21 protein-coding genes are annotated in these 23,669 nt (G+C 69.7%); 11 read left to right on the top strand and 10 right to left on the bottom strand.

Translation table 11 applies throughout. The annotated features are described in order from the left end of the window. The first annotated feature begins 397 nt into the window (after positions 1-397). From DFJ66_RS13620 to DFJ66_RS13610, 3 genes are all read left to right on the top strand, one after another. The gene (locus DFJ66_RS13620; RefSeq protein ID WP_147459265.1) at positions 398-868 is read left to right on the top strand and encodes a hypothetical protein; all 471 of its coding nucleotides are present in this window, start codon (positions 398-400) and stop codon (positions 866-868) included. Between the two features lie 171 nt (positions 869-1,039). Further along, complete coding sequence (locus tag DFJ66_RS13615; RefSeq protein ID WP_121221323.1) at positions 1,040-1,678, top strand: hypothetical protein; 639 nt, start codon at positions 1,040-1,042, stop codon at positions 1,676-1,678. Continuing rightward, complete coding sequence (locus DFJ66_RS13610; protein WP_147459264.1) at positions 1,638-2,051, top strand: hypothetical protein; 414 nt, start codon at positions 1,638-1,640, stop codon at positions 2,049-2,051. Before DFJ66_RS13615 ends, DFJ66_RS13610 begins: the two co-directional genes overlap by 41 nt. On the opposite strand, the gene DFJ66_RS13605 is transcribed toward DFJ66_RS13610, so the two are convergent. The 9 genes from DFJ66_RS13605 to DFJ66_RS13565 form a co-directional block, all read right to left on the bottom strand. Further along, on the bottom strand, positions 2,045-3,010 hold the full coding sequence (locus tag DFJ66_RS13605; protein ID WP_246030198.1) for a DUF4192 domain-containing protein: 966 nt from the start codon (positions 3,008-3,010) through the stop codon (positions 2,045-2,047). The two genes, DFJ66_RS13610 and DFJ66_RS13605, sit on opposite strands and share 7 nt — an antisense overlap. Positions 3,011-3,091: 81 nt before the next feature. Then, on the bottom strand, positions 3,092-4,336 hold the full coding sequence (locus DFJ66_RS13600) for a tyrosine-type recombinase/integrase (protein WP_246029747.1): 1,245 nt from the start codon (positions 4,334-4,336) through the stop codon (positions 3,092-3,094). Positions 4,337-4,362: 26 nt separating this feature from the next. After that, positions 4,363-4,758: a helix-turn-helix domain-containing protein gene (locus tag DFJ66_RS45450; RefSeq protein ID WP_397556257.1), complete on the bottom strand. Its 396-nt coding sequence runs from the start codon at positions 4,756-4,758 to the stop codon at positions 4,363-4,365. Beyond that, complete coding sequence (locus DFJ66_RS13590) at positions 4,755-5,522, bottom strand: deazapurine DNA modification protein DpdA family protein (RefSeq protein ID WP_246029746.1); 768 nt, start codon at positions 5,520-5,522, stop codon at positions 4,755-4,757. Before DFJ66_RS13590 ends, DFJ66_RS45450 begins: the two co-directional genes overlap by 4 nt. Further along, positions 5,519-5,992, bottom strand: coding sequence for a VUT family protein (locus tag DFJ66_RS13585; protein WP_246029745.1), 474 nt, complete (start codon positions 5,990-5,992; stop codon positions 5,519-5,521). Before DFJ66_RS13585 ends, DFJ66_RS13590 begins: the two co-directional genes overlap by 4 nt. A 56-nt stretch (positions 5,993-6,048) precedes the next feature. Then, positions 6,049-6,885, bottom strand: a complete 837-nt coding sequence (locus DFJ66_RS13580) for an adenine nucleotide alpha hydrolase family protein (protein ID WP_246029744.1) — start codon at positions 6,883-6,885, stop codon at positions 6,049-6,051. 80 nt (positions 6,886-6,965) lie between these two features. Then, the gene (locus DFJ66_RS13575) at positions 6,966-8,246 is read right to left on the bottom strand and encodes a DNA cytosine methyltransferase (RefSeq protein WP_121221313.1); all 1,281 of its coding nucleotides are present in this window, start codon (positions 8,244-8,246) and stop codon (positions 6,966-6,968) included. Then, positions 8,243-9,187, bottom strand: a complete 945-nt coding sequence (locus tag DFJ66_RS13570; protein WP_121221310.1) for a TRM11 family SAM-dependent methyltransferase — start codon at positions 9,185-9,187, stop codon at positions 8,243-8,245. The genes DFJ66_RS13575 and DFJ66_RS13570 overlap by 4 nt, the downstream gene beginning before the upstream one ends. Further along, entirely contained in the window at positions 9,184-10,200 is a 1,017-nt protein-coding gene (locus DFJ66_RS13565; RefSeq protein WP_246029743.1) for a hypothetical protein, read from the bottom strand. Before DFJ66_RS13565 ends, DFJ66_RS13570 begins: the two co-directional genes overlap by 4 nt. 449 nt (positions 10,201-10,649) lie before the next feature. On the opposite strand from DFJ66_RS13565, the gene DFJ66_RS13560 reads away from it, so the two are divergent. The 8 genes from DFJ66_RS13560 to DFJ66_RS13525 all read left to right on the top strand — a co-directional run bounded on the left by DFJ66_RS13560 (position 10,650) and on the right by DFJ66_RS13525 (position 21,278). Then, positions 10,650-11,576, top strand: a complete 927-nt coding sequence (locus DFJ66_RS13560; RefSeq protein ID WP_246029742.1) for a hypothetical protein — start codon at positions 10,650-10,652, stop codon at positions 11,574-11,576. Positions 11,577-11,689: 113 nt separating this feature from the next. Beyond that, positions 11,690-12,004 carry a hypothetical protein gene (locus tag DFJ66_RS13555; protein WP_170199381.1) on the top strand — a complete coding sequence of 105 codons (315 nt, stop codon included), beginning with the start codon at positions 11,690-11,692 and terminating at the stop codon, positions 12,002-12,004. A 349-nt stretch (positions 12,005-12,353) separates the two neighbouring features. After that, the gene (locus DFJ66_RS13550) at positions 12,354-13,844 is read left to right on the top strand and encodes a TrbL/VirB6 family protein (protein WP_121221308.1); all 1,491 of its coding nucleotides are present in this window, start codon (positions 12,354-12,356) and stop codon (positions 13,842-13,844) included. After that, positions 13,841-14,932 (top strand): PrgI family protein, encoded by a 1,092-nt coding sequence (locus DFJ66_RS13545; RefSeq protein ID WP_121221306.1) that lies wholly within the window; start codon positions 13,841-13,843, stop codon positions 14,930-14,932. The genes DFJ66_RS13550 and DFJ66_RS13545 overlap by 4 nt, the downstream gene beginning before the upstream one ends. Continuing rightward, positions 14,932-16,746, top strand: a complete 1,815-nt coding sequence (locus tag DFJ66_RS13540) for a VirB4 family type IV secretion system protein (RefSeq protein WP_121231122.1) — start codon at positions 14,932-14,934, stop codon at positions 16,744-16,746. The genes DFJ66_RS13545 and DFJ66_RS13540 overlap by 1 nt, the downstream gene beginning before the upstream one ends. 18 nt (positions 16,747-16,764) lie before the next feature. Beyond that, complete coding sequence (locus tag DFJ66_RS13535) at positions 16,765-19,236, top strand: type IV secretory system conjugative DNA transfer family protein (protein ID WP_121231124.1); 2,472 nt, start codon at positions 16,765-16,767, stop codon at positions 19,234-19,236. 36 nt (positions 19,237-19,272) lie between these two features. Continuing rightward, positions 19,273-20,292, top strand: a complete 1,020-nt coding sequence (locus DFJ66_RS13530; RefSeq protein ID WP_121221304.1) for a replication-relaxation family protein — start codon at positions 19,273-19,275, stop codon at positions 20,290-20,292. Between the two features lie 5 nt (positions 20,293-20,297). Then, the gene (locus tag DFJ66_RS13525) at positions 20,298-21,278 is read left to right on the top strand and encodes a C40 family peptidase (RefSeq protein ID WP_281276614.1); all 981 of its coding nucleotides are present in this window, start codon (positions 20,298-20,300) and stop codon (positions 21,276-21,278) included. Between the two features lie 389 nt (positions 21,279-21,667). Here the strand turns inward: DFJ66_RS13525 and DFJ66_RS13515 are convergent, their stop codons facing one another. Further along, the gene (locus DFJ66_RS13515) at positions 21,668-23,593 is read right to left on the bottom strand and encodes a P-loop ATPase, Sll1717 family (RefSeq protein ID WP_147459263.1); all 1,926 of its coding nucleotides are present in this window, start codon (positions 23,591-23,593) and stop codon (positions 21,668-21,670) included. Positions 23,594-23,669 lie beyond the last annotated feature (76 nt).

Genomic DNA, 23,669 nt, shown 5'->3' with positions numbered 1-23,669 from the left:
GACTGAGTGGCTGTTACCGCGTCCGCTGGGTGCCGGCCAATACCGCTGGGGCGCACCGACGCCGTGGACCTCACAGCAACACGCTCTTCCGGCCTCACCACTCGTGCGCGCGGGTGTCAGGGGTGCTGTGGTTGAGGCGCGGTGGGCCGAACGACAATGGTGGGCGTTCCGCCTACCTGGAGCCTGCCGTGAGCTTCTCCGGCCATGTGCGCCGAGCCGGCGACCGCACCGTGCCGCTGCGGTACAGGGTCTCGTCGCTGCGGTCGTGCATCCGAGCGTTTCCGGCCGCGCCCTACCGGGAGACGGTGCGGTACCTGAAGCTGGTGGCCGGGCCGTTCGACCGAGACGAGGCGACCCTGGAGACGGCGCTCGACTTGCTGGTCGTGCTGCGCGCCCGGTGGAAGGCGCAACGGGAGACCTACGCCGCGATCCGCCGCATCGAGAAGCGGCGCGGCGTCCGCAAGCCGCGCTCGGTGGCGACGACGACCTGCGCCTGTTCCAGTTGCACACACCGCGCGGGCTGTCCCGGATCGACGGCGACAACTTCCTACCCGGCGGCGAGGTCCCCCGCTTCGACGGCACCTCCTTCCGGTTGGCCTCGGCGGGCGAACACCGCCCCGGCCCCAGCTCCACCCTGGAGTTCCACAGCACCTCGTTCGAACTGGCCGCACCCGTCCACTCCCGCCCGAACACGGGCCTCGGCGGCGGTGACGGCAGGTCCTTCCACCTCGGCGCGGACCACCACACCCACCCCGACCGAGAACGCACCGCTTCGGGCTGGCCGTCACACCACCCTCACTCCGACAAGCCCGATAGCGACCGCCCGGACCAGGCGCGACACGACCCGACGACCAGCGACCGGCCCTGAGGCGCCGCAGACCTGGATCAACCCGGTCCGGCACGCCTCCCCCAGTGAGGTGGTCTTCGCCGCAAACCGGAGCGCCGTCGAGCGCGGATCGCACGAGACGTTCTTACGATGCCTGGGAAGCCGTCTCCTGACCGGCCGACGAACGAACACCGGACCGCCGAAGGAGCCCTCGTGACCCGACCGGATACCTCGACCGCGTGGGAGCGTTTCTGGAACGCCGGCGGGTGGTGGAAGGCGCTGCTGCTGGCGGTCGCCTACATCGCGGCCTACCAGGGCGTGAGTCTGCTCCTCGGCCCGCTGTTCGGCGGGATGATCGACGCGGAGAACCTGTTCGACAACCCGCGGAGCGTGTTCTTCGCGCTCGCGGTGCCGGTGATCGTCGGGTCGGTGCTCCTGCTGCTGTTCGCCCGGTCGGTGGGCTGGATGGGCGAGTTGTTCGGGCCGCAGCCGCTCAACGGGCGCGGCTGGATGTGGATCGCCCCCGTCGTGGTCGCGCTCGCCGTGGTCCTGCGCGCGGCCGGCACCGACTACGCGACGATCGGCGTGGGCACCGTGCTGGTGACCTACCTCGCCGGGCTGTTCATCGGCCTGTCCGAGGAACTGCTCACCCGCGGCCTCGCGGGTCGTGTCCGTGCACGACACGCTCGACCAGGCGCTGTCCACCACACCGAACTGACCGGCCCACAGCGCGCCAGAACTGGAAACCCTTGGCCCGCTTCAGGCAACGCCGCTGAGCAAGCTGCACTTGGCCGGCGTCAGCGCTGTCGAGTTGGCCGCACTCGCCCCTGGCCGGCATCTGGAAGAGCTTGAGCTGACCGAGGTGTTCGGGCTCGAAGACCTGTCTGATCTGACCTTCGCGACCGACATCCACACCTTGAACCTTGGGTGGTGCGACCAGTTGTCCTGGCTCACCGGAATCACGCGATGGTCGAGGTCCCTCAAGCACCTCACGATATCCGGCTGCGAGGGACTCGACTTCGACCACCCTCGCACGTCGGAAGCCCTGCATGCCCTGAGCGCGCTGAAGAGCGTGACGATCCGGTCGACCGCGCCGCTCGACCTGACAGCGTTGGCATCCGATCTCGGCAATGTCGAGGTGACCGAAGCACAGATCGAGATCGCCCCACCCACCCCTCGCCGATACCGGGCCCCTAGCCATGCCGGGGACTTGACTGATCAGTAGCCGGGTGGCTCCTGGAGGCGTTCGAGAACCCCGCGGAACTCGTCTGGTGCCATGCCGTTTCGGAGGAAGCCGTTGGTCAGGGCGGACAGGTTGCGGGACGGGTTGCTTTCCAGGGCGCTGTCCAGGGCGGCTCCGGCGAGTGGGCCGTCGCCTTGTGCGTAGGCGCAGATGGCGAACAGGGCTGCGGGTTCGGCGCGCCACGGTGCGGGCAGTTCGCGCATCAAGGTCAGCCACACGTGCTGAGCCGCCCGCGCTCTCCTGTCGATGCAGAGCCTTACGAAGTTGTCCCTGATGCTGTGGAAGGTGAGGGCCCAGCCCATCTGGATGATCTGGTCGTCGTCGAGGTGCAGTTGGTTGCGCTGGGCGCGTGTGATTGCGTCGTAGATCGAGTGTGGGTTCGGCTCGACGTTGTCCCGGAGGAGGCGGTCGAGGCGTTTCGCTCGCACGTGGAGGATCTCCGGTGAGGCGTGCGGCGCGACCGTTCGTGCCATGTCTTCGCGGCTCGCGTGGGTAATCAGACCGGCGTAAGTGCACTTGGCGGTGAACACGGTGGAGTTGGGGTCGGGTACGACACCGTGCTCTGCCGTCTCGTAGGTGCGCCACGGTGCGCCCGCGGTGATGGTGGAGGCCCAGTTGACGGAGCCGACGGTGATGTCGTCTTCGCGCAGTCGCCGGACAAGCTGGAGCAGGAGTGGTTTGAACGGCGGCTCCGCTGGTCGGCGTTCCGTCGTGGCTGTCGCGACCGCGACGAGGTGGACGGTGTTCGCCGGTGCCCGGTGCACTTCTTCGACCAGGTGTTCCACGAACTCGGCTTCGTCGACGGCTGGTGGGAGGTCGGTCCGGAGGGCGGTGGCGACGACGCCGGTCTCGTCGTTGGTGACGACGAGTACGAGTGAGTCGGTGGGGTGGAATCCCAGGAGGTGTGGGATCGCGGCGATGAAGTGGCCCGGGTCGGACACCTGTTCGTAGTCGGCGGTGCTCACGGCGGTGCTCCTCGTCCTGAATTTCCGAATGCCCCGGCAGCGTTTGTGTTCAGCGGGTCAGGCCGCGGGTAGGCCGAGGAGTCCTCCGGGTGTGGGGTGGTGGGTGCCGAGGTCGAGTGTTCCGAGGTTGGTGAGTGCGGTTGTCCAGCGGTGTTGGAGGACGTTGAGGATTTTGGTTTCGATTTCGGGTGCGACGTGGGCGTAGATTTCTTGGATTTTGTCGGGGAGTTTGTGGCCGAGGCGGCGGGCGCGGCCGACGTCGGGGATGCCGTCGGCGATGAGCCAGGTGTTGTGGCTGTGGCGTAGGCCGTGGAAGGTCAGGCCGGGTTTGACGGGGTGGACGCGGATGGGTGGGTCTTGGCGGTGGTGGTTGCCGTCGGTTGAGGGGCGCATGGCGCGGCGGGAGAAGTTGGAGCGTCTGGGGTGGTCGAGTTCTGTGGTGACGAAGAGGTGGGGGTGGTCGTGGAGGGTGAGGGCGTAGCGCCACATGTCGATGAGGAAGGGCGGGAGGGTGATGGTGCGGGCGGATTCGGCGGTTTTGGGTGGGCCTAGTTGGAAGTGACCGTTGATTTCGTGGAGGGCGCCGATGTCGGGGTCGATGGTGAAGCAGCCGTCGTGGAGGTGGATGTTGCCGCGTTGGAGTCCGAGGAGTTCGCCCCAGCGTGCGCCGGTGTAGGCGGCGCTGATGATGAGGATCGCGGCCCATTCGCCGGCGAGGGTGGCGGCTTGGATGGCGATGCGGAGGACTTGTTCGGGGGTGGCCCAGACGGTTTCGGGGCGGCGTTGGTGGCGGCGTCGGCCTCGGCGGCGGGGGCGGATGGGGTTGACGGGGATGATGCCTTCGTCGGCGGCGTCGGCGAGCATCATGTTGAGCAGTTTCATGATGGTTTTGACGGTGCTGTCGGCGAGTCCCCGGGCGCGGAGTTGGGCGGCCCAGGTGTGGGCGGCGAGGTTGCCGATGTCGTCGAACGCCACGGTCGCCCAGCGGGGGATGATGTGGTTGGTGGCCAGGCTGCGGTATTGGGCGAGGGTGGTGGGGGCGACGTCGATGGAGTCGAACCAGGGTTCGATCCACTCGCGGAATTGCGTCCGTCCGGCCTCGGGGTCGTACTGGCGGCCGTGGCGGCGTTCGGTGTTGATCCGGTCGGCTTCGGCGTCGGCGGCTTCCTGGGTGGGGAATCCGGAAACGGAGCCGAGTGTGCCGTCGTCGCGTTCGTAGCGGACTCGCCAGGAGTCTTTCCCGGATTTCTCGGAGTATGCCATCGTCGAGGTCTTTCGGTTGGTGTCGTTGTTGACGGTCATATGGATGCATTGTGTTCGCGGGGTGGTCAAGCGGGTCGTCGATTGATGCCGGATCGGGTTATCGGGCTTCGGTTTCCTCGTGGTGGTTGATGGCTGGCTGTTGCGATGTCGAGGAGGTCTTGTCGGGTGAAGCGGAGGTGTTTGCCGAGGAAGCGGCAGGGGACGGCGCGGGCTGCGGCGCGGCGGCGTAGCCAGGACGGCCGGACTTGGAGCAGGGCGGCTGCCTGTTCGGCGGTGTAGAGGATCGACTCGTCGTCGGAGCCGTTCGGTGCGGTGGAGGCGGTGTCTTCGGGCTCGATGGGTGGGGACGGCTTCTGGGTCTGTGGCTCGGTGGTGGGCGCGGCGTGTGGTTTCGGCGTGGGGATGGGTGGCTGTGGGTTGCGGGGGCGGAGTCGGCCGGGGGTGAGGCGTGGGGTGGTCATGCTGCGCTCGCAAGGGTTTCGGGGTGGTGTGGTGGGAGGGTTTGGGTGGCGCGCTTGTGCCAGTTGAGGGCGAAGCGCAGGCAGTTGGCTTCGCTTTGGTGGGTGGGGGTGCAGCCGGGTTGGTAGCGGCCGGTGAAGCTCCAGGACAGTGAGTCGGAGCTGGTGATGGTGTCGGCGTAGCGGGCCAGGCCGGTGAGTTTGATGCCGAAGCCGTGGAGTCGGTAGCCGCGTGCGGTGAGGGACCGCATGATCTGTTCGACTTCGCGGGTGTGTTGGCGTCGGCAGACGCTGCCCACGCCGACCAGTGGGAGGGCGGCGAGGTCGATGCCGTGGTGTTCGTAGAGGTCGGCGCAGCGGTGGTAGTCGACGACGGTTTGTCCTTGTAGGACGGGGATGATCGGGAGTTCTGGTGCGAGGTCGCGGAGTTGTCGGTAGTTGGTGACGGTGTGGTGTTGGTGGGCGCGGACGGTGAGGCCGGTGCGGGCGCGGACGTGGGGTTCGCACATCCAGTCCTGGGGTGCGGCCCAGTCGAGGTTGCCGATTTCGGTGGCATAGCGGCGGACGGCTCGGGCGTAGGTGGCGGCGTCGGTTTGCCAGTGGCCGTGGAGGGAGAGTTCGGTGAAGCCGCCGGAGTCCAGTGCCCAGGGGTGGGTGGCGCGGGGGAAGGTGCGGCGCCCGATGAGGCGGCGGTGGGAGACGAGCAGGGGGATGCCGAGGTTACGGCCGAGCCAGGATGGTTGGTGGGTGCCGAGGTAGAGCTTCATCGTCGTCTCGCGCGCCGGGCGGCGTGGACGGCGGCGAGGGCGAGCAGGGTGGCAGCTGCCTTGCCCACGAGCTGGCCGGGCAGTGCGGTGAGGCTGCCGAAAGCGACCGGCACGAACACCGCGCTGTCGACGGTCAGTCCGGCGAGGTTCGACGCGATCAGGGCGGTCGCCCGGCAATGCCTGCGGAGCCGTGCGTAGACGGCGGTGTCGAGAAGTTCGGACAGGGTGAACGCCGCGACGCTGGCGAGTGCGATACGGGGCGTGGCCAGGACGGCCGACAGCGCGGCGCCGGTGATGAGACCGCCGGCGACGCCGGGCATGCCGAGGTGTTCGTGGACCAGGTCGCGCAGCGCGAGGGTGGTTCCGGCAAACATCGTGCCCGCCGGTATGAGAAGGCCGTAGACATTGAGGGGCGGCCAGTGGATTGAAGCCCAGTTCGTGGCCAGGACACAGCCCAGGTACGCGGCCATCGCGAGCACCGCAACTGTGCGGCGAGATCGTGCGGTGGCTGGGAGGCGGGTCGTCGTCATGCTGCTCGCTCCTCGGTGTCGGGAGCGGGTGTGCCGGAGCGGCAGGACCAGGGGGAGCAGCCGTCGGTGTCGTCGTCTTCGTGGGTGGTGGCGAGGTTCAGGTGGCGTTGTCGGGTGGGTGGGTCGAGGTCGGCTTGGTCGAGGGGGACGCAGGAGCGGTGGAGGTAGTACTGGCCGCGTAGGGGTTGGCCGTGGGTGGTGGCGCGGGGGTGGCCGTTGCGGATGGCGTGGTCGAAGGCGACGGCTTCGGCCCAGCCGTCGGGGTCGTGGTCGCGGATCCAGCGCCAGCCTGTGTTGCCGTGGAAGGGACAGCCGACGCAGGCGGACTTCACCGTCGCGGCGAAGCCGTGCTCTGTCAGGTAGTCGACGCACGCGGTGCGGTCGAAGCCTAGGTCGAGCAAGGGGAAGACGTTGCGCAGGAACCGCAGTCCGGAGTCTTTGGCGCGGCCGATTTCGTCGGTGCTGATGCCGATGGCCTGCTCGGCGTAGACGCCTTTCGGGACGGGGCGGGGGTGGGGGTAGCCGAGGAGTTCGCGGGCGGCTTTCTTGAGTGGGTTGATCTTGTATTCGCTGGTGCATTGGCGGCGGGCGAGGCCGCGGCTGCCGTCGGGGTTGAGGGTGTGCAGGGGCATGGAGACGAAGCGGTGCTTCGGGTTGAGGGCGTCGGCGCGGATGTCGCCGGCGGTGACGCGGCGTACGGGGATGCCTGCTTTGGCGGCGTGGGCGCGGAGGCGTTCGAGGTGGGCGTAGACAGCTCGCGGTTCCCAGCCTGTATCTGCGAACAGGGCGTAGTCGAAGCGCGGGATCTCGCCTTCGCAGGCCAGCAGCAGCACGGTGGTGCTCTGCACTCCGGCGCCCAGCGAGAGCAGTCGCAGGGCGGGGCCGCGATCAGGTTGTGCCGGGTGTTGTGTGGTCATGCTGCGAGCACCTCCTCGCCGTGGTGCCGGTGGGATTTGAGGAGTTCGTCGAGGTCGTCCAGCAGGAGCGATACGGCGTGGGCGGCTTGCTGGGGGACTACGCCGTTGCCCAGTGCGCGTAGTTGTGCGGTGCGGGGTAGCGGGAGGTCGGTGACCCACCCAGAAGGGAGCCCCATGAGGTGTTCGACGAAGGTGGGTGCGAGCACTGGGCGGCCGTGGCTGCCGGGCTGGGTGGGGTGTGGCGCCGGGCGGCCGAGGACTGCTTCCCAGCGGCGGACCGCGGTCTCGTAGACACCCCAGTCCACCGTCTCGGACGCGGGTCCGGTGGTGTGGCTGGCAGTCGAGTCGCCGGTCGGGCCGGGGACGGCTACGAGGTGGTATCTGCCGCTTGGCCTTCGGTCGGAGTGAGGCGTCGGATGATGGCCGAGGGGAGCATCAGGTCGCCCTTGCTCCCGCGTTGCGCGGGGCATCCCTTGGTGCCGTCCGTCGCGCGTGGGGTGGGCAGCAACGTTTGCGGCGTCACGAGCGGGAGCACCTGTTGCGACAGCGGCGGGCGGAAGCCCGGTCCGGCTTTGCGGCCTGCTGATCCGGTGTCGGAGGCTCGTGGGGTGGGCAGGAGGGGAATCGTTGCCGCCAGCACCGCGAGGTCGTTGATCAGGCGTCGTCGTGCGCCGGATCCGTTGGGGCGCTGGGTGAGGTAGTGGTCGGGGGTGCGCCCGGAGTAGCTGCCCATCGGGGTGGGCAGCAGCGGCGAGGGTTCGCAGGGCGCGGCGCCAGGCGAGCAGGAACACCCGTTCGCGGCGGTGGGCCGCTCCGATGTCGGAGGCGCGGACGCTACGCCAGAGCGCGTCATACCCTGCTTGGGCCAGGTCGCCGAGTACGCGGTGGAGTCCGCCGTTGCGCCAGCGGAGCGCGGCGACGTTCTCCAGCACGACGAGTGTCGGTCGTAGTAGGCGAAGGCCGGCCACGATGTCGGTCCAGAGGCCACTGCGGGTGCCTTTCTCGATGCCCGCGCGTTTCCCGGCGGCGGAGATGTCCTGGCAGGGGAACCCGGCGACGAGCACGTCGACCGGCTCGACCGCACGCCAGTCGACGTGCCGCAGATCGCCCAGGTTCGGCACGTCCGGCATGCAGGCGGCGAGGAGTTGCGCGATGTGGGGGTCGTTGTCGGAGACCCATGCGATCCGGCCGCCGCCGAGTGCGGCAAGGACGCCGAGGTCCAGGCCGCCGTAGCCGGTGCACAGCGAGCCGATGACAGGGGCGTCGGTGGTGGTCATGCCGCCAGTCCTTGGAGTGCTGGCTGGACGGTGCGGTGGCGGTGCGCTGCTGCGTGGGTGTTCGGGGTGGGGTGTAGGGGTGCGCGGAAGACGAGGACGTCTTCGTGGGCGATGAGGTGTAGGGGGAGCCCGGCGTCGCGTTGTTTGCGGATGAAGTCGCGTTGGAAGAAGCTGCCGCGCGCGACGAGGTCTGTGTCGTTGGCGCGGGCGAGCAGGGCGACGTTGCGTTCGACGGGGATGAGTCCGGCGGCGCGTCCGCAGGCGAGGATCTGGGCGGGGAGGTCGATGAGTTCGGCGTGTTCGCGCCAGGGGCGGATGGTGATGGCGACGTGCCCGCCGGGGCGCAGGAAGGTGCGTAGGGCGGTGAGGATGCGGGTGAAGCCGGCCAGGAGTCGGTGGTGGCCGATGTTGGCGAGGTTGCCGCGGTCGAGGGTGTTGCCGTAGAGGTGGTGGTACTTCTGCACCCCCTCGCCGGGTGCGACCGCGACCTGGCCGTGGGTGGAGGGCCCGTAGGGCGGCGAGGTGACGACGAGCGCGACCTGGCCGACGTAGCGGGCGGGGAGCAGGGTGAGTAGTTGGCGTGCGTCACCCTGGAACACCTGTGCGTCGGCGTCGTGGCCTTGGTGGCGGGCGAGGTCGAGGTTGGCCTGGGTGACCTGGACCCAGTGGGGTTCGTATTCGACGCCGAGGGCGCGGCGGCCCAGACGGACGGCTTCGACGAGGGTGGTGCCGATGCCGCACATCGGGTCGAGCACCAGGTCGCCGGGTTTGGTGTAGTGGGTGACGGCGTGGCGCACGATCTCGGGGAGCATCTTCGCCGGGTGCGCGGTGGACTCGGGCGTGTACTTGTTCTTGCGCTGCGCGGCGGGGGAGGACTGGGCGGTGGTCCACACCGACACGGGGACGTCGTCGGGGCCGGGGGTGTGCGGCGCGGCGTTCATCGGATGTCTCCGTCGAGCGCCCGCTGGTGTGTCGGTGCGGTGAGCGGTGGTGGCCGGTGGTCGTGGGGTTGGGCGAAGACCAGGACGTCGGAGTGGATGCGCAGGTGCGGTGCGGGTAGGCCGCGGACCTGCGCGCGGTGGTGTGCGCGTGCTGCGGCGTCGTTGTCGTTGTGATGGGCGGGGTGGAACTCGCCATTGTGCAGGGGTGTGTGCAGGGCGACGATGTGTTGGAGGTAGAGCAGGTCGGCGTTCTGTCCGGCGGCCACCACCGCGCCGGTCGGGTCGGTCAGTTCCCCGGGTGCCCAGTCGCAGTGGGTGAGGACGGCGAGGATGCCGCCGACACGGAGCAGGTGTGTGGCGAGTGCGGCGACGAGGTCTGCGGACTGCTCGCCGGAGTGTTCGGGACGTAGGGACGCGATGACGAGGTCCGCGTCGTGTGAGCCGTCGGTGGCTACGTTGGTTCCGATGCCGGGTGCGGTGAACCGGGGCTGTGCGGCGGTGTCGACCGACCGCAGGCGACGTGGTTGGTGCGTGGGTGTCGTGTCGGGGATGTGCCGCAGTTGGGCGGTGCGGCCGAGGTGTTCGATGGTGTGTAGCGCGTCGGCCAACTCGGGGTCCGGCGGCATACCGGGCGCGTGGTCGATGACGCCGTCCAAGGCCGCGTCGTGTGTGGTCGTGTGGGGGTGGGCGAGCAGGACGACCTTCGCGGCGGGTTGGCTGAACGCGGTGACGAGCTTCTCGACCAGCGCGGTGGGCCACGTGGCGTCGAGGTCGATGGGGTGGTGCCCGGCGGTCCACACGGTCGCCGGGATGGGGCTCTTGGCGGTGGCGCTCGGCTGCCTGTCGGCGGGCGTGGTGGGCCGCTTGGCGGGGCTGACGCGCGTGGTGGTGGGTGCGGTCGGCCAGGCTCGACGTTCCACCGTCAGGCGCCGGGCGGGGCGGGTGCGAGCCGGGTCGGTGGAGTCGTCGCGTCGTCGAGGTGAGCGGCGACCAGGGTGTTCGGGCTGGGTCACGGGATGTCCCCTTCGCCAGGTGGGTTGCGCCCGTCGATGCGAGCGCGATGACACCCCTGAACTCCGAAATACCGGCTGGTGGGGGACAGGCAATGGCGCTGTTTCCACTGCCCACCTCGCGGGTGTCGAAGAAATTCTTTGAGTGCCTGGCGTGAACCTGCGGATGAGGCGTGAACGAAGTGGTACCGGGCTAGTACCGCTGGCCATAACAGCAGCTAGCGGGGCTGCTCTGGAGGCGGTCGCGGTCGTGTGGTCGGCTCGGCCGGTGAGCTTCGGAAAGGTTTATGTGGGTCGTCGGTACCTGTTTGGTGATAGTTCGGTACTTGTTTGGTGAGTGGTTGGTACCAGGTGGTGTGGCGTCCTGGGCGGGTCGTTGTTCCGACCCTTTTCCGGGGGTTCAGATGAGTTCGCGTGACGCTGTTCCACGTTCTGGTTTGGCGCGGGGTTCGATGCCGTTGGACGTCGCCCGGTCGGCGTTCGAGTGGTTGGTTGCGGGTCCGCATCCGTTGTCGGTGGACGGCTGCTTGTTCCCAGGGTTCCCGGCGCGGCGGGTGCCGTTGTCGGAGGCGCGTGACCGGTTGCTGCGCCGGCGGTGTCCGCAGGCGTTGCGGGACGCGGTGTGGTCGCACCTGGTGCTGCTGACGCGCACCGAGGGCGCGGTGTGGGTGGTGGGTGCGGTCGGGGTGGGGTTGCCGGCGTTGACGTCCATCGCCGCGACGTTGACCGCGCGGTTCGCCGCGGACCCGAGCGACATTCACGCCGCGGTGTTGGCCGGGTTCGTCGCCGAACTCGGCGAGATCGAACTGCGTCGGCCGCGCATCATGTTGCGGTTGCGGTGGGCGGCCTACCGGGCCGGGCATACGGCGTTGCGGGAGGCGTTGGACGCGCCGGTGCCGTCGGGGCACGGGTTCGGGTCGGCGACGCCGCCACCGCCGTGGGGGCATCCGGACTTCGTGCTCGCGCGTGCGGTCGCCGAGCGGGCGGTCACCGCGGCGGAGGCGGAGCTGATCGGCGCGACCCGGTTGGAGGGTGTGCCGCTGGCGGACGCGGCGCTCGCGTGCGGGTTGTCGTACGAGGCGGCGAAGAAGGCGCGTCAACGTGCGGAGCGTCGACTCGTCGCGTATCTGCGCGGTGATGCGGTGTCGCGTGAGGACGACGTGGTGACCCGGGTCGCGGACACGGTGCTCCTCAACAGCGCGACGCCCGCGCTTCGGGCGGTGGGGGAGAAGCGGCGCCGGGTGTCCCCGCGCGGGCGGGATTCCGGAGTTCAGGGGTGCGGGAGCGCACCGGCCGCACCCGCGCACACCACCACCGACTCGCCCGGCCTGCCGCAGCGGTCGTCGGGCTCGAACCCGGGAGTGCCGCGATGCGCCTGACCCGAAATCCACTCCGCCGTCACGCCCACGCCCGACCCTCGGGACACGCTCGCCCACAGGGCACGCGCTGTACACATCGGACCTCTGTCGGGTTCGCTCGCTGTGGCAGGGCTGTGTTGTTCGCCGAGCTGGTCGTGGTGGCGTGGGTGTTGGGCACGGCCACGGCGCAGGCGGACACGGTCGTGCTGGCCGTCGTGGACAGTGTCGAGCAGGTGTTGACGAACATCCGCAACTGGTTGATGGGCATCCTCGCGTTGTTGGCGACGGTGTTCCTGACCATCGGCGGTGTGCGCCGTGTGTTCGGTGGCGGTGACCCGAGCGAGCAGGAGAAGGCCAAGGAGGCGTTCAAGGCCGCGGCCATCGGCTACACGCTGGCGATGCTCGCCCCGGTGGTCGTGTCGGTGCTCAAGGGCATCGTCGGGGGCTGACGCCATGAACCGGTCAACCAGGCTGACCGCACTCGCGGTCGGCATGCTCGTGGCCTTGGGCGGCGGCCTCGTCGCGGCTGCGGGTTCGGCTCCTGTACCGGACCGGTCGGTTCTCGTCGCGCAGCCGTTGCCGCTGCCGACGGGACAGCCGTGTGAGCCGGGCTCGTTGTTGCCGGCGTGTTCGGTGCCGACGCCGACACTGTCCACTCCGGTCAGGCCGCCGTGTGGCGGCGAGGGCTGCATCCCCCGGCCGGGCACATCCACCGCGTCACCCACGACAACACCTGTCCCGGTGCAGCCGCCTCAACTGCCGCACCACAACTGCGGCTTCACCGATATCGCCGCGTGCATGAGCGAGGCGGTCGACGGGTTCTTCCGCCGTGTGGTGACCGACGCGCTCAACCCGTTGCTGGACCTGGTGGCGCGGACGCTGCTCACGACGACGGTGCCGGACTCGCTGCCCAGGCTGGTCGAGCTGTGGGACAACTCCTGGCAGATCCTGCTGGTCACCTACAGCCTGCTGGTGCTGGTCGCGGGCGTAATCGTGATGAGCCACGAGACGTTGCAGACCCGGCACTCGGTCAAGGAGATGGTGCCGCGGCTGGTGGTGGGGTTCGTGGCGGGCGGGTTGTCGTTGTGGGTGGCGACCAAGGGCGTGCAGATCGCCAACGCCGCCGTGGCCTCGATCATGGGCGGCGGTGTCGACGCCACGAGCGCGGCCGAGCAGTTGCGCGCGATGGTCGTCAGCTCGACCCAGTCGGGTGGACTCTTCGTCCTGCTGGTCGGGGTCGTGCTGGCCGCGATGCTGGCGGCGCTGGTCGTGTCGGACGTGGTGCGCGAGGCGGTGACGATCGTCTTGGTCGCCGGGGCGCCGTTGGGGCTGATGTTCCACGCGCTGCCGCAGACCGAGGCGATCGCCTACTGGTGGTGGCGGGTGTACGGGGGTTGCCTGGGCATCCAGGTCGCGCAGAGCCTGGCTCTGATCGCCGCCGCGCGGGTGTTCCTCGCACCCGGCGGGTTCACCATCTTCGGGCCGACCACCTCGGGGTTGGTGAACATGCTCGTCGGGTTGGCGTTGGTCTACATCCTGTTCCGCATCCCGTTCTGGATGTTGTCCTCGGCACGCGGCGGCGGTGGCCGCTCGATGGTCGGCTCGCTGGCGCGCAGCGTCATCGCCTACCGACTGTTCGGCCTGTTCGCCGGAGCACGGGCGAGCGGCAAGGGCCACAAGCTACAGCCTCGTCCGGCCGCGTCCAGAACCGTTGCCGGCGAACGGGCGGATCCGCCCTGGCCGTCGACCGCCCCGATGTTCGCCCCGACGGCGGCGGTGGTGGCCCGGCGGTTGAAAGACGCCTACGACGCCGAGCGCCTGCGCGCGGCCCGGCGGACACGGCTTCCGTCGCAGCAGCTGCGGTTCCTCCAGCCGCAACCCCAGCAACCCGTGCACGACCCGGCGGTGACGCCGGCGGTGCCAGTGCCGACGACACCGGAGTTCAGCTCCGCGCCGGCACCCGACGCGCCGCGTTCCCGGACCCGCCGAGGACCACGACCCGGGACCGCGCCGCGGTTCCAGTCGCCGGGAGGTCCACGCCGCCACGGTGCGCCGCCGCCGGACCGGCCGATGCGTGTGCCGTCGGTCCCGCCGCAACTGCGGTTCCAACCCGCAGCCCCGGAACCGCCGCAACCGTCACCGCCAGCACGGACCAGCGCACCGGAGGCACCGGTGTTCCGGCAGGCACAACCGGAACCGCGTCGCGGTGACGCGTACCGGCGCACGCCATCGGTGCCGCCGCCGCTGTTCCGCGCACCCCAACCGCGTCGAGAGGGCGAGAAGTCATGAGTCAGCCGGTGAGGATCCCCGCCGATGTCGACATGCACGACCGGGTGCTCGGTCCGCTGACCGCCCGCCAACTCGCCATCCTCGCCGCCGCCGGCGCGGTGTTGTACCTGGTGTGGGCGGCCACCGCCGCGATCGTGCCGACACCGGTGTTCCTGGCCTTCGCCGTCCCGGTCGCGGCGGCCTGCGTGATGCTCGCGCTGGGCAGGCGTGACGGCGTCCCGATGGACAAGCTGATGCTCGCCGCGATCCGCCAACGCCTGGCACCGCGACACCACGTCGCCGCACCCGAGGGCGTGCAACCCGCGCCGGCGTGGCTGGCCGCCAAGGCACACGACTCCGACGCAGACGCGCGACGTCCTGAGCAGGTGTCGCCCTCGGCGCTGCGGTTGCCTGCGGAAGCGGTCACCGACACCGGGGTCATCGACCTGGGCGTGGACGGGTTGGCGGTCGTGGCGGTCGCGGGCACGGTGAACTTCGCGCTGCGCACGCCGAACGAGCAGGAAGCGCTTGTGGCCGCGTTCGGCCGCTACCTGCACGGCCTTACCGCTCCCGTCCAGGTGCTGGTGCGCACCGAACGCCTGGACTTGACCGCGCAGATCGCGGAGTTGCGCGACCGCGCGGGCGGGCTGCCGCACCCCGCGCTGGAAGCCGCCGCCACCGAGCACGCCGACTACCTCGCCCAACTCGCCCGCCAGTCCCAGCTGCTGCGCCGCCAGGTCCTGCTGGTGCTGCGCGAACCCTGGGACACCACCGTGCCGACCGACGGCCTCGGCGGACCCGGCCCGCTGGCCATGCTGACCGCGCTCGTCGGCAGACGTCGCGGCCGGGCCGACACCATGGTCGGCGAGGCCGCGCGACGGGCAGCCGAATCCAGGCTGGTCCGCCGGCTCGGCGAGGCGATCGACCTGCTCGCCCCGGCCGGGATCGCGGTGACCCCGCTGGATGCCGCACAAGCCACCGCGGTGCTGGCGTCGGCGTGCAACCCCGACAGCCTGCTGCCGCCCTCCGCCGCACTCGCCGCAGCGGACGAGGTCATCACCTCCAGCCACGACAGCGACGACACGAGCGCCGAGGGCGGGCAGTGGTGATGGGAACCCACAGCCGAGCCGCGTCCGGGGCCGCCGCGTTCACGCCCGACGCCCTGTCGGTGGGCGCTCGGCACCTGGAGGTCGGCGGTGACTGGGTCGCCTCGTTCGCCGTGGTCGGCTTCCCGCGCGAAGTCCACGCCGGTTGGCTGTCGCCGCTGCTGACCTACCCGGGCAGGCTGGACGTGGCGCTGCACGTCGAGCCGATCGACCCGACCGTCGCCGCCGCGAGGCTGCGCAAGCAGTTGGCCAAGCTGGAGTCCGGGCGTCGCCAGACCGCCGAACACGGTCGGCTGTCGGACCCGCGGGTGGAAGCCGCGACCGAGGACGCCTACGACCTGTCCTCCCGGGTCGCGCGCGGTGAGGGCAAGCTGTTTAGGGTCGGCCTGTACCTGACCGTCCACGCCGGTGCGGCGCAAACGCTTGCCGACGAGGTGGCGGCGGTGCGGTCGCTGTGCGCCTCGCTGTTGTTGGACGCCAAGCACACCACCTACCGGTCCTTGCAGGGCTGGGTCTCCACGCTGCCGATGGGGCTGGACCTGATCGGCATGCGCCGCACCTTCGACACCGCCGCGCTGGCGGCGGCGTTCCCGTTCACCAGCCCCGATCTGCCCGCGCCCGACCCGACCAGTGTCGCCGCCCCCTCTGGCGTGCTGTACGGCTACAACATCGGCTCGCAGGGCTTGGTGCACTGGGACCGGTTCGGCGACGGGATGCACAACCACAACAGCGTCATCCTCGGCCGATCCGGCTCCGGAAAGTCCTACCTGGTCAAGCTGGAACTGCTGCGCTCGCTGTACCGGGGCGTCGAGGTGGCCGTGGTCGACCCCGAGGACGAGTACTCCCGGCTCGCCGGCGCCGTCGGCGGGACCCACGTCCGGCTCGGCGCGACGGGGGTGCGGCTCAACCCGTTCGACCTGCCCATCCACACCCGTACCGACGGCCACCGCACCGCCCCCAAGGACGCCCTCGTCCGCCGGTCGCTGTTCCTGCACACCGTCATCGCCGTCCTACTCGGCACACCACCGCAAGCCGCCGAGCGGGCCGCGCTGGACCGGGCGATCGCGGCGACCTACCAAAGCGTGGGTATCACCGCCGACCCGCGCACCTGGACTCGACCCTCACCCACCCTGCGAACCCTGCGCGACCACCTCGCCCGCGGTGACCAGACCGCGCAGAGCCTGGCCGCGCGGCTGCACCCGTTCGTCGACGGCGCGTTCAAGCATCTGTTCGACGGGCCCAGCAGCGCCACCGGCGAAGGTCACCTCGTCGTGTTCAGCCTCCGTGACCTCCCCGACGAGCTGAAAGCCATCGGCACCCTGCTGGTGCTGGACACGGTGTGGCGGCGCGTGTCCAACCCGGCCATCCGCCGCCCGCGGCTGGTCGTGGTGGACGAGGCGTGGCTGCTGATGCAGGACCGCTCCGGCGCGGAGTTCCTGTTCCGCATGGCCAAAGCCGCCCGCAAACACTGGGCCGGGCTGACCGTCGCCACCCAGGACACCGCCGACGTCCTGGCCACCGACCTGGGCAAGGCCGTCGTCGCCAACGCCGCCACCCAGATCCTGCTCCGCCAAGCCTCCCAAACCATCGACGAGATCACCCGCACCTTCGACCTTTCCGCCGGCGAACGCGCGTTCCTGCTGTCCGCCGACCGCGGCCAAGGCTTGCTGTCGGCGGGGACGCAACGCGTCGCGTTCCAGGCCATCGCCTCACCGACCGAGCACGACCTGGTCACCAGCGACCCCGCCGAACTCGCCACCCACCACGACCCCGACGACCACACCACCACCACGTTCGTCGACCTCGACGCCACCTGAACCTTGTTGGAGGGCACCATGCTCGACGACTACCTGCGCGACCCCTCCGGCGCCCTGGCCGCCATCCTGAACCGCCTCCGCGATCTCACGCTCACCTACGGCCCGACCGCGGCCCCGCTGCTTCTCGCGCTCGTGACGCTGGCCGTGGTGGGACGGCGATGGTGGACCCGCCGCTGCCACGCGCAATTGCTGCCCAATGCCCGCCAGGTGACCATCCTCGCGCCGCCCACCGTCGACGCCGCCAGCGGGCAGGCGTTGTGGTCCAACCTGGTCGGCCTGCTGCGACCCGCGTGGCGCAGGGCATTGACCGGGCAGCCGCACTTGGCCTTCGAGTACGTCTTCTCCGAGGCCGGGGTCGCGATCCGGCTGTGGGTACCCGGTGTCATCCCACCCGGCCTGGTCGAACGCGCGGTCGAGGCCGCCTGGCCCGGAGCCCACACCCGCGTCGGCCCCGCCGAACCACCACTACCCCCGGCCGGCCCGGACCAGCACCGGATGGTCGTCGGCGGTGAACTGCGCCTGGCGCGACCGGAAGCCCTGCCGATCCGATCGGTGTTCGACGCCGACCCGATCCGCGCGCTACTGGGCGCACCGGTCGGCCTGGGCCGCGACGAACACGCCTGCGTCCAAATCCTCGCCCGCCCCGTCACCGGCCGCCGCGTCCAGCGCGCCCGACGCACCGCCCGACGAGTCCACACAGGAGGCTCAAGCCATCTCGTCGGCCGCCTGCTCGACCTCATCACACCCGGCACCACCCGACCCCGACACCGCACCGCGCGAACCAGAACCGGCGCCCTGCACAGCGACCCGCAAACCTCGCTCGAGTACGCCGCACACAACCGCGCCATCGTCACCAAACAACGCGGCAGCCAGTACGAAACCGTCATCCGCTACGCCACCGCCACACTGCTGCCCGCCGACACCGCCAAAGCCGAGCTGCGCCAAGCCCGGGACGTCGCTCGCGGCCGAGCACACGCCCTGGCCGCCAGCTTCGCCTCCTACACCGAGCACAACCACTACATCCGACACCGCCTCCGCAATCCCGGTCACGTGCTCGACCATCGCCGGCTGCGCCGCGGTGATCTGCTGTCGGTACCCGAACTGGCCGCCATCGCCCACCTACCAACGGACGAGGCCATCCCCGGTATCCAACGCGCCGGGGCCCGCGCGATCGCCCCACCACCCGGCATCGCCACCCCAGGCCCGCAAGCCAAACCACTCGGGATCACCGACACCGGACACCAGCGCCCCGTCGCCCTCCGCGTCCCGGACGCCCGTCACCACCTGCACGTGCTGGGCGCCACCGGGTCCGGCAAGTCCACACTGCTGGGCACCATGATCCTGGCCGACGCCGAAGCCGGCCGCGGCATCGTGCTCATCGACCCCAAAGGCGACCTCGTCACCGACGTCCTCTCGCGCCTGCCCCGCACCGCCGCGGACCGCGTGGTGATCTTCGACGCCGACAGCCGCTCCCGCCCGCCCTGCCTCAACCCCCTCGACGGCGGCGACACCGACCTGACCGTGGACAACCTCGTCAGCGTCTTCCGCCGCGTCTACTCCGCGTTCTGGGGACCACGCACCGACGACGTCATGCGCGCCGCCTGCCTCACCCTCCGCGCCCAGCCGGGCGTCGCCACCCTCGCCGACCTGCCCAAGCTCCTCGTCGACGACGCCTTCCGCGCCCGCGTCACCGCCACCATCGCCGACCCGGTCCTGCGCGGCTTCTGGACTTGGTACGCCGAACTCACCGACTCCACCCGCAGCCAGGTCATCAGCCCGCTGATGAACAAGCTGCGCGCCTTCCTCCTCCGCCCCTTCGTCCGCGACGCCATCGCCGCCGGACCCTCCACAGTGGACCTCGGTACGGTGCTCGACGGCGGGATCTGCCTCGTGCGCATCCCGAAAGGCTCACTCGGCGAGGAGACCACCCGACTCGTCGGCTCACTCGTCGTGGCCCGCACCTGGCAGGCCACCACCGCCCGCGCCCGCACACCCCAACGCGAACGCCGCGACGCCTCGCTGGTCATCGACGAATGCCACAACTTCCTCAACCTGCCCTACCCCATCGAGGACATGCTCGCCGAAGCCCGCGGCTTCCGCCTCGCCATGACCCTGGCCCACCAACACCTCGGCCAACTACCCCGCGAACTCCGCGAAGGCATCTCCACCAACGCCCGCAACAAGATCTACTTCAACGCCTCACCCGAAGACGCCCGCGACCTGTCCCGTCACACCGCACCCCGCCTGACCGACCACGACCTCGCCCACCTCGGCGCCTACCACGCCGCCACCCGCCTGGTCCTCCACGGCGAACAAACCCACCCCTTCACCCTGCAAACCCAACCCCTACCACTCGCCATCCCAGGCCGAGCCAGGGAAATCCGCGCCGCAGCACGGCGATCCGCCCACGCCACCGGCTCGCCCCCGGCCCCGGCAGACAACGAGCCAGCGGAGCGCTCCGCACACGCAGACCCGCGCCGCGCCGCGTGACCATCCACCGCCCTGCGAATCCTGGAGCCACCCGACATGATCACCAACCCCACCCGGCAACGCACACTCCGAGGCCACAAACCCACCCGCCCCAGCCCACGCGCAGCCAACACCGCCGAACACCACGCCGCCCTGGCCTGGCGGCTGACCGCCCGCGACAAGTGGATCACCAGGATGCTGTGGGAACACCGCGTCCTGACCTCCCACCAGATCACCACCCTGGCCTTCCCCAGCTTCCGCTCCGGACGCCAACGACTACGCGAGCTCTACCTGTGGGGAGTACTCGACCGCTTCCAACCCTTCGTCACCGTCGGCACCGCACCCATGCACTACGTCCTTGCCCCCGCCGGAGCCGCCGTCCTGGCCGCCGAAGACGGCCTGGACGTCAAAGACCTCGGCTACCGCCACGACCGCACCCTCGGCATCGCCCACAGCCTCCGACTCGCGCACACCGTCGGCGTCAACGACTGGTTCACCGCCCTGATCGACCACGCCCGCCACACCCACGGACACACCGAACTCACCGCGTGGTGGTCGGAAACCCGCTGCGCCCGCCACTTCGGAGACCTCGTCAAACCCGACGGCTACGGCCGCTGGCGCACCCGCGACCACCACATCGAATGGTTCCTCGAATACGACTTCGGCACCGAGCCCCTCCCCAAACTCGCCATCAAACTCACCGGCTACGCCGCCCTCGCCCAAGCCACCTGCATCACCACCCCACTCCTGATCTGGCTACCCACCGCCCGACGCGAAGCCACCGCCCGACAACTCCTCCACAAAACCTGGCAGGACCTCGACCACCCCCACCAACTCCCCATCGCCACCGCCACCGCCGAACTCCTCGACCCCACCACCCCACACCCCAGCCCCGCCGATCCGGTCTGGCTCCCGCTCGACACCACACACCAATCAGGACGCCTGGCCCTGCACGAACTACTCGACGCGTGGCCCCACGTCCCATCGCCGACCACCACACCCGCCGAACCCACCCACGACTCCACCCCACGGCCGACACCACCATCCCCCATGCCACCGGAACCCAGGCGAAGGTGAGCACGGTGCACGCCAAGCTCGCCATCGCCGGCGCCGCGGCCTTGCTGCTCGTCCCCGTCGTCCTAGGTTTGGCGGCCACCTCGCTCCTCGGCTCCCTCTTCGGCCGCGCACCAGCCGGCACGATCGACTGCACCACCCCGATCGCCGACATCCCGCCCTACTACTGCGTGCTCTACCTCAGCGCCGCTCCCGACTGCCCAGGCCTCGACTGGACCGTCCTGGCCGCCATCGGCAAGATCGAAACCGACCACGGCCGCCTCGACGCACCTGGCGTCCACCAAGGCGAAAACCACGCCGGAGCCGCCGGCCCCATGCAATTCCTCGCCCCCACCTTCACCGCCGTCACCACCACCCACCCACTCCCACCCGGCGGCGCCACCCCACCCTCCCGCTACAACCCCCACGACGCCATCCACGCCGCCGCCTACCTCCTGTGTGACGAAGGCGCCCGAGAAGGCGACCTCCACAAAGCGATCTACGCCTACAACCACGCCGACTGGTACGTCACCAAGGTCCTCGACCAAGCACACGCCTACGCCCAAGCCGCCACAGCCAGCACCGGAACCGGCAACTGCGACAACATCCAAGCTCCGAACCCCATCGCCCACACAGCCATCAACTACGCCTGCGGCATGCGCGGACTCCCGTACGTCTGGGGCGGCAACGGCCCCGACCACGGCCACACCGGCTTCGACTGCTCAGGCCTCACCCAAGCCGCCTACGCTGCCGCCGGCCTCACCCTTCCCCGCACCGCCCAAACCCAACACGACACAGGTCCCCAGGTCCCCGCCGGACAACCTCTCCTCCCCGGCGACCTGGTTTTCTACGGCACCCCAGGCAACATCCACCACGTCGGCCTCTACATCGGCAACGGCCTCATGATCGACGCACCCGACTTCGGCCAAACCGTCAAGATCGAGCCCTACCGCCACAACGGCGACGACTACGCAGGCGCAACACGTCCGGCAGACACCGACCACTTGTAGCGTCCGCGGCCGTGGTTCGCTGGGTTCAGACGAGCCGGTGGCCTCCGTCGACGTGCACGACGGCCCGGTCATGAACGGGTTGGTCAGCAGGGCGGCGAACGCCTCGGCGATGTCGGACGGGTCACCGATGCGCCCCACCGGGAGGCGGGCGGCCATGGCGGGTCAGGCGTCGCTCTTGGTGTCACTGGCGAGCGCGTCCCACACTGGCGTGTCGCCCCGGCCAGAATGAGCAGGATGCACGGACGGCCAGCGACATCGCGGTGCTCATCTGGCTGCATTGCGTGACAGTCCTGACCGCCGATGGGTCCCGCGTTCAGATAGATCGACATCTTCCCTCAGAGCACGGCTGGCCGAGCCGAAGCTGCTGCGGTACTCGTCAACGATTTGTCTCACTGCCCGTCTGCGGTTGGAGTCCCCGGATCCTCGTTCGGTCGTGGTGGAATGCTCACATCGTGTCCGGCTACGACGTTGCCGACATTGATATGACCGCCGATGGCACCGACTTGCACTATTGGGCCCACGACCGCGCCGGTGACCTCGTTATGCACCCGCGCAGCGGTTGGTCGGGTAGCGCCAAGCGCGGGTCGGAAACATGGGTGGATGCAGAACTCGGACTCGTACGGCTGGATCGACATCTCTGCGGTTCCAGCGTAGACATAGCGACGCTGGCGACGAACGCCGAGAAAGCCCACCGAGAACAGGAGGTCGATGACCGCGTCCGGATCCAGCAGGTGCACGTGCTGGCTGTGTCGCCGCTTCAGGCTGTCCTGGAACGGCAGGAACAGCTCAGTAAGGGAGGTTCGGGTCATCAGGTATCCCGCGTCCCGGAACACGGTCAACAGGGCGTCCAGGAACGGGAACCGGATCCCGTACTCCTTCGCCAAGTCGAGGACTTTCCAGCGAGAGAACACGAGCGTCGCTTCAAGCACGTCGTCTGCGGTGATTCGGCGGTGCCCGTTGTCCAATGCGGTGTTCCGGCACTGGTTGAGGAACTGGATCGCGTCGCGCGGTCGTGGGAGGCTCCGCGTGAACAGGTAGTCGGCCGTCGCCTCACCGCTCACGGTGGCGGGGAAGACCTCTCCCCATAGCTCATCCGGATCGAGCTTGCGCCCCAGGGCCACTCCGGCCCTGATCATCGCCAATTGGTGTAGTTGGCGGGCGCTCCAGTTGATGCGGATCTCGTCGCTGTGGAACTTGTCGGCGTCGCTGAAGTCGAGCGCGTCGTAGATGTCCGAACGCAGGAAGAAGACGCAGCGGAGCGCCGTGCCGTAGGTGAGCGCCGCGTGTTTCCCGGCCAACAGCAACCCGATGACGAGGGCTTCGCTCTCCGACTCGCCCGTCCAGACCTGCTCCAACTGGTCCACCATGACCAGCAGGGTTCCGTGTTTCTTGGCGCACCCGAGGTCGGCGAAGGCCTTCCGCACGCCCGATTCGACGATTTCCAGCTGCCGGGAGGCGCGGACACCCTGGGGCGCGGTGTTGGCGTCGACGGCGACCTTCACACCGAACGCTTCCAGGGAGAACGACGACATCAGGCCACGACCTGCCCTGGCGACCCGGTGGTACAGGCTCTCCTCGGCGAGTTCGCCATTGTCGCGCAGAAATCGCTCCAGGGTTCCCACCGACGACGGCCGGCGACGCCGGTGGTCGTCACCACTGGCGTGTCGTACCAGGTAACGGGCGGCGTGGACGGCGAACACGTACCGCCAGAGCAGCGCCTTGGCTGCAGGCCCCGTGAGCCCGCTCAGCACGAACTGGCGGAGTTCCTCGCCGGCAGCGTCGTCGGGCGTGATCAGACAGGTCTCGCCCGAGTGCAGGTCCCCCATCGACAGGCGCATGCAGATCGCGCTCTTGCCCGAGCCCTTGCGGCCGATGATCAGGTTCTTGCGTCCGCTCAACACCTCGGAGTAGGCCGTGGTGGGGAGGAAACCTTCGCGTAGCAGTCCATCGGCCATGTCGTGCTCGGCGTCGTCGCGCCCGAAGAAGAGGCGTTCCACCACGTCAACGTCGTCGGAGATGACGGCGTCCGCGGCGGCACGGCCGTCGAGCGCCTCCACCGAGTAGTCGACTGGCTGGAATACCCCGAGCCGGCTCGGAGTAAGCAACTCGACACCCGTCGAGCGCATCGCCGCGCTGAGCGCACGGGCGAAGTCAGAGTTGCGTTCAGCGCCGTCCTCCAACGCCAAGACCGCCCGCAAACGCGTCCGCTCGGTCACGGCCCCTTCTGCGGCCTCCTCCAACAAGCGTTGGACGGCGGTGTCGTCGCGGAACGTAGCAGCGACCAGTTCACCGACACGTGCGGCGGCGTCGAGCACGTCGCGGGTCCTCCGCGCGGCCCACGTCTCCACCAAGTCGACCGCTCTTCGCATCGACACGCCTACCTTCGGTCGC

Origin of the sequence: Saccharothrix variisporea (assembly GCF_003634995.1) — a bacterium.
GTDB lineage: Bacteria > Actinomycetota > Actinomycetes > Mycobacteriales > Pseudonocardiaceae > Actinosynnema > Actinosynnema variisporeum.
The sequence above is the reverse complement of the archived record's forward strand: the minus strand, read 5'-3'. Positions and strand labels throughout refer to the sequence as shown.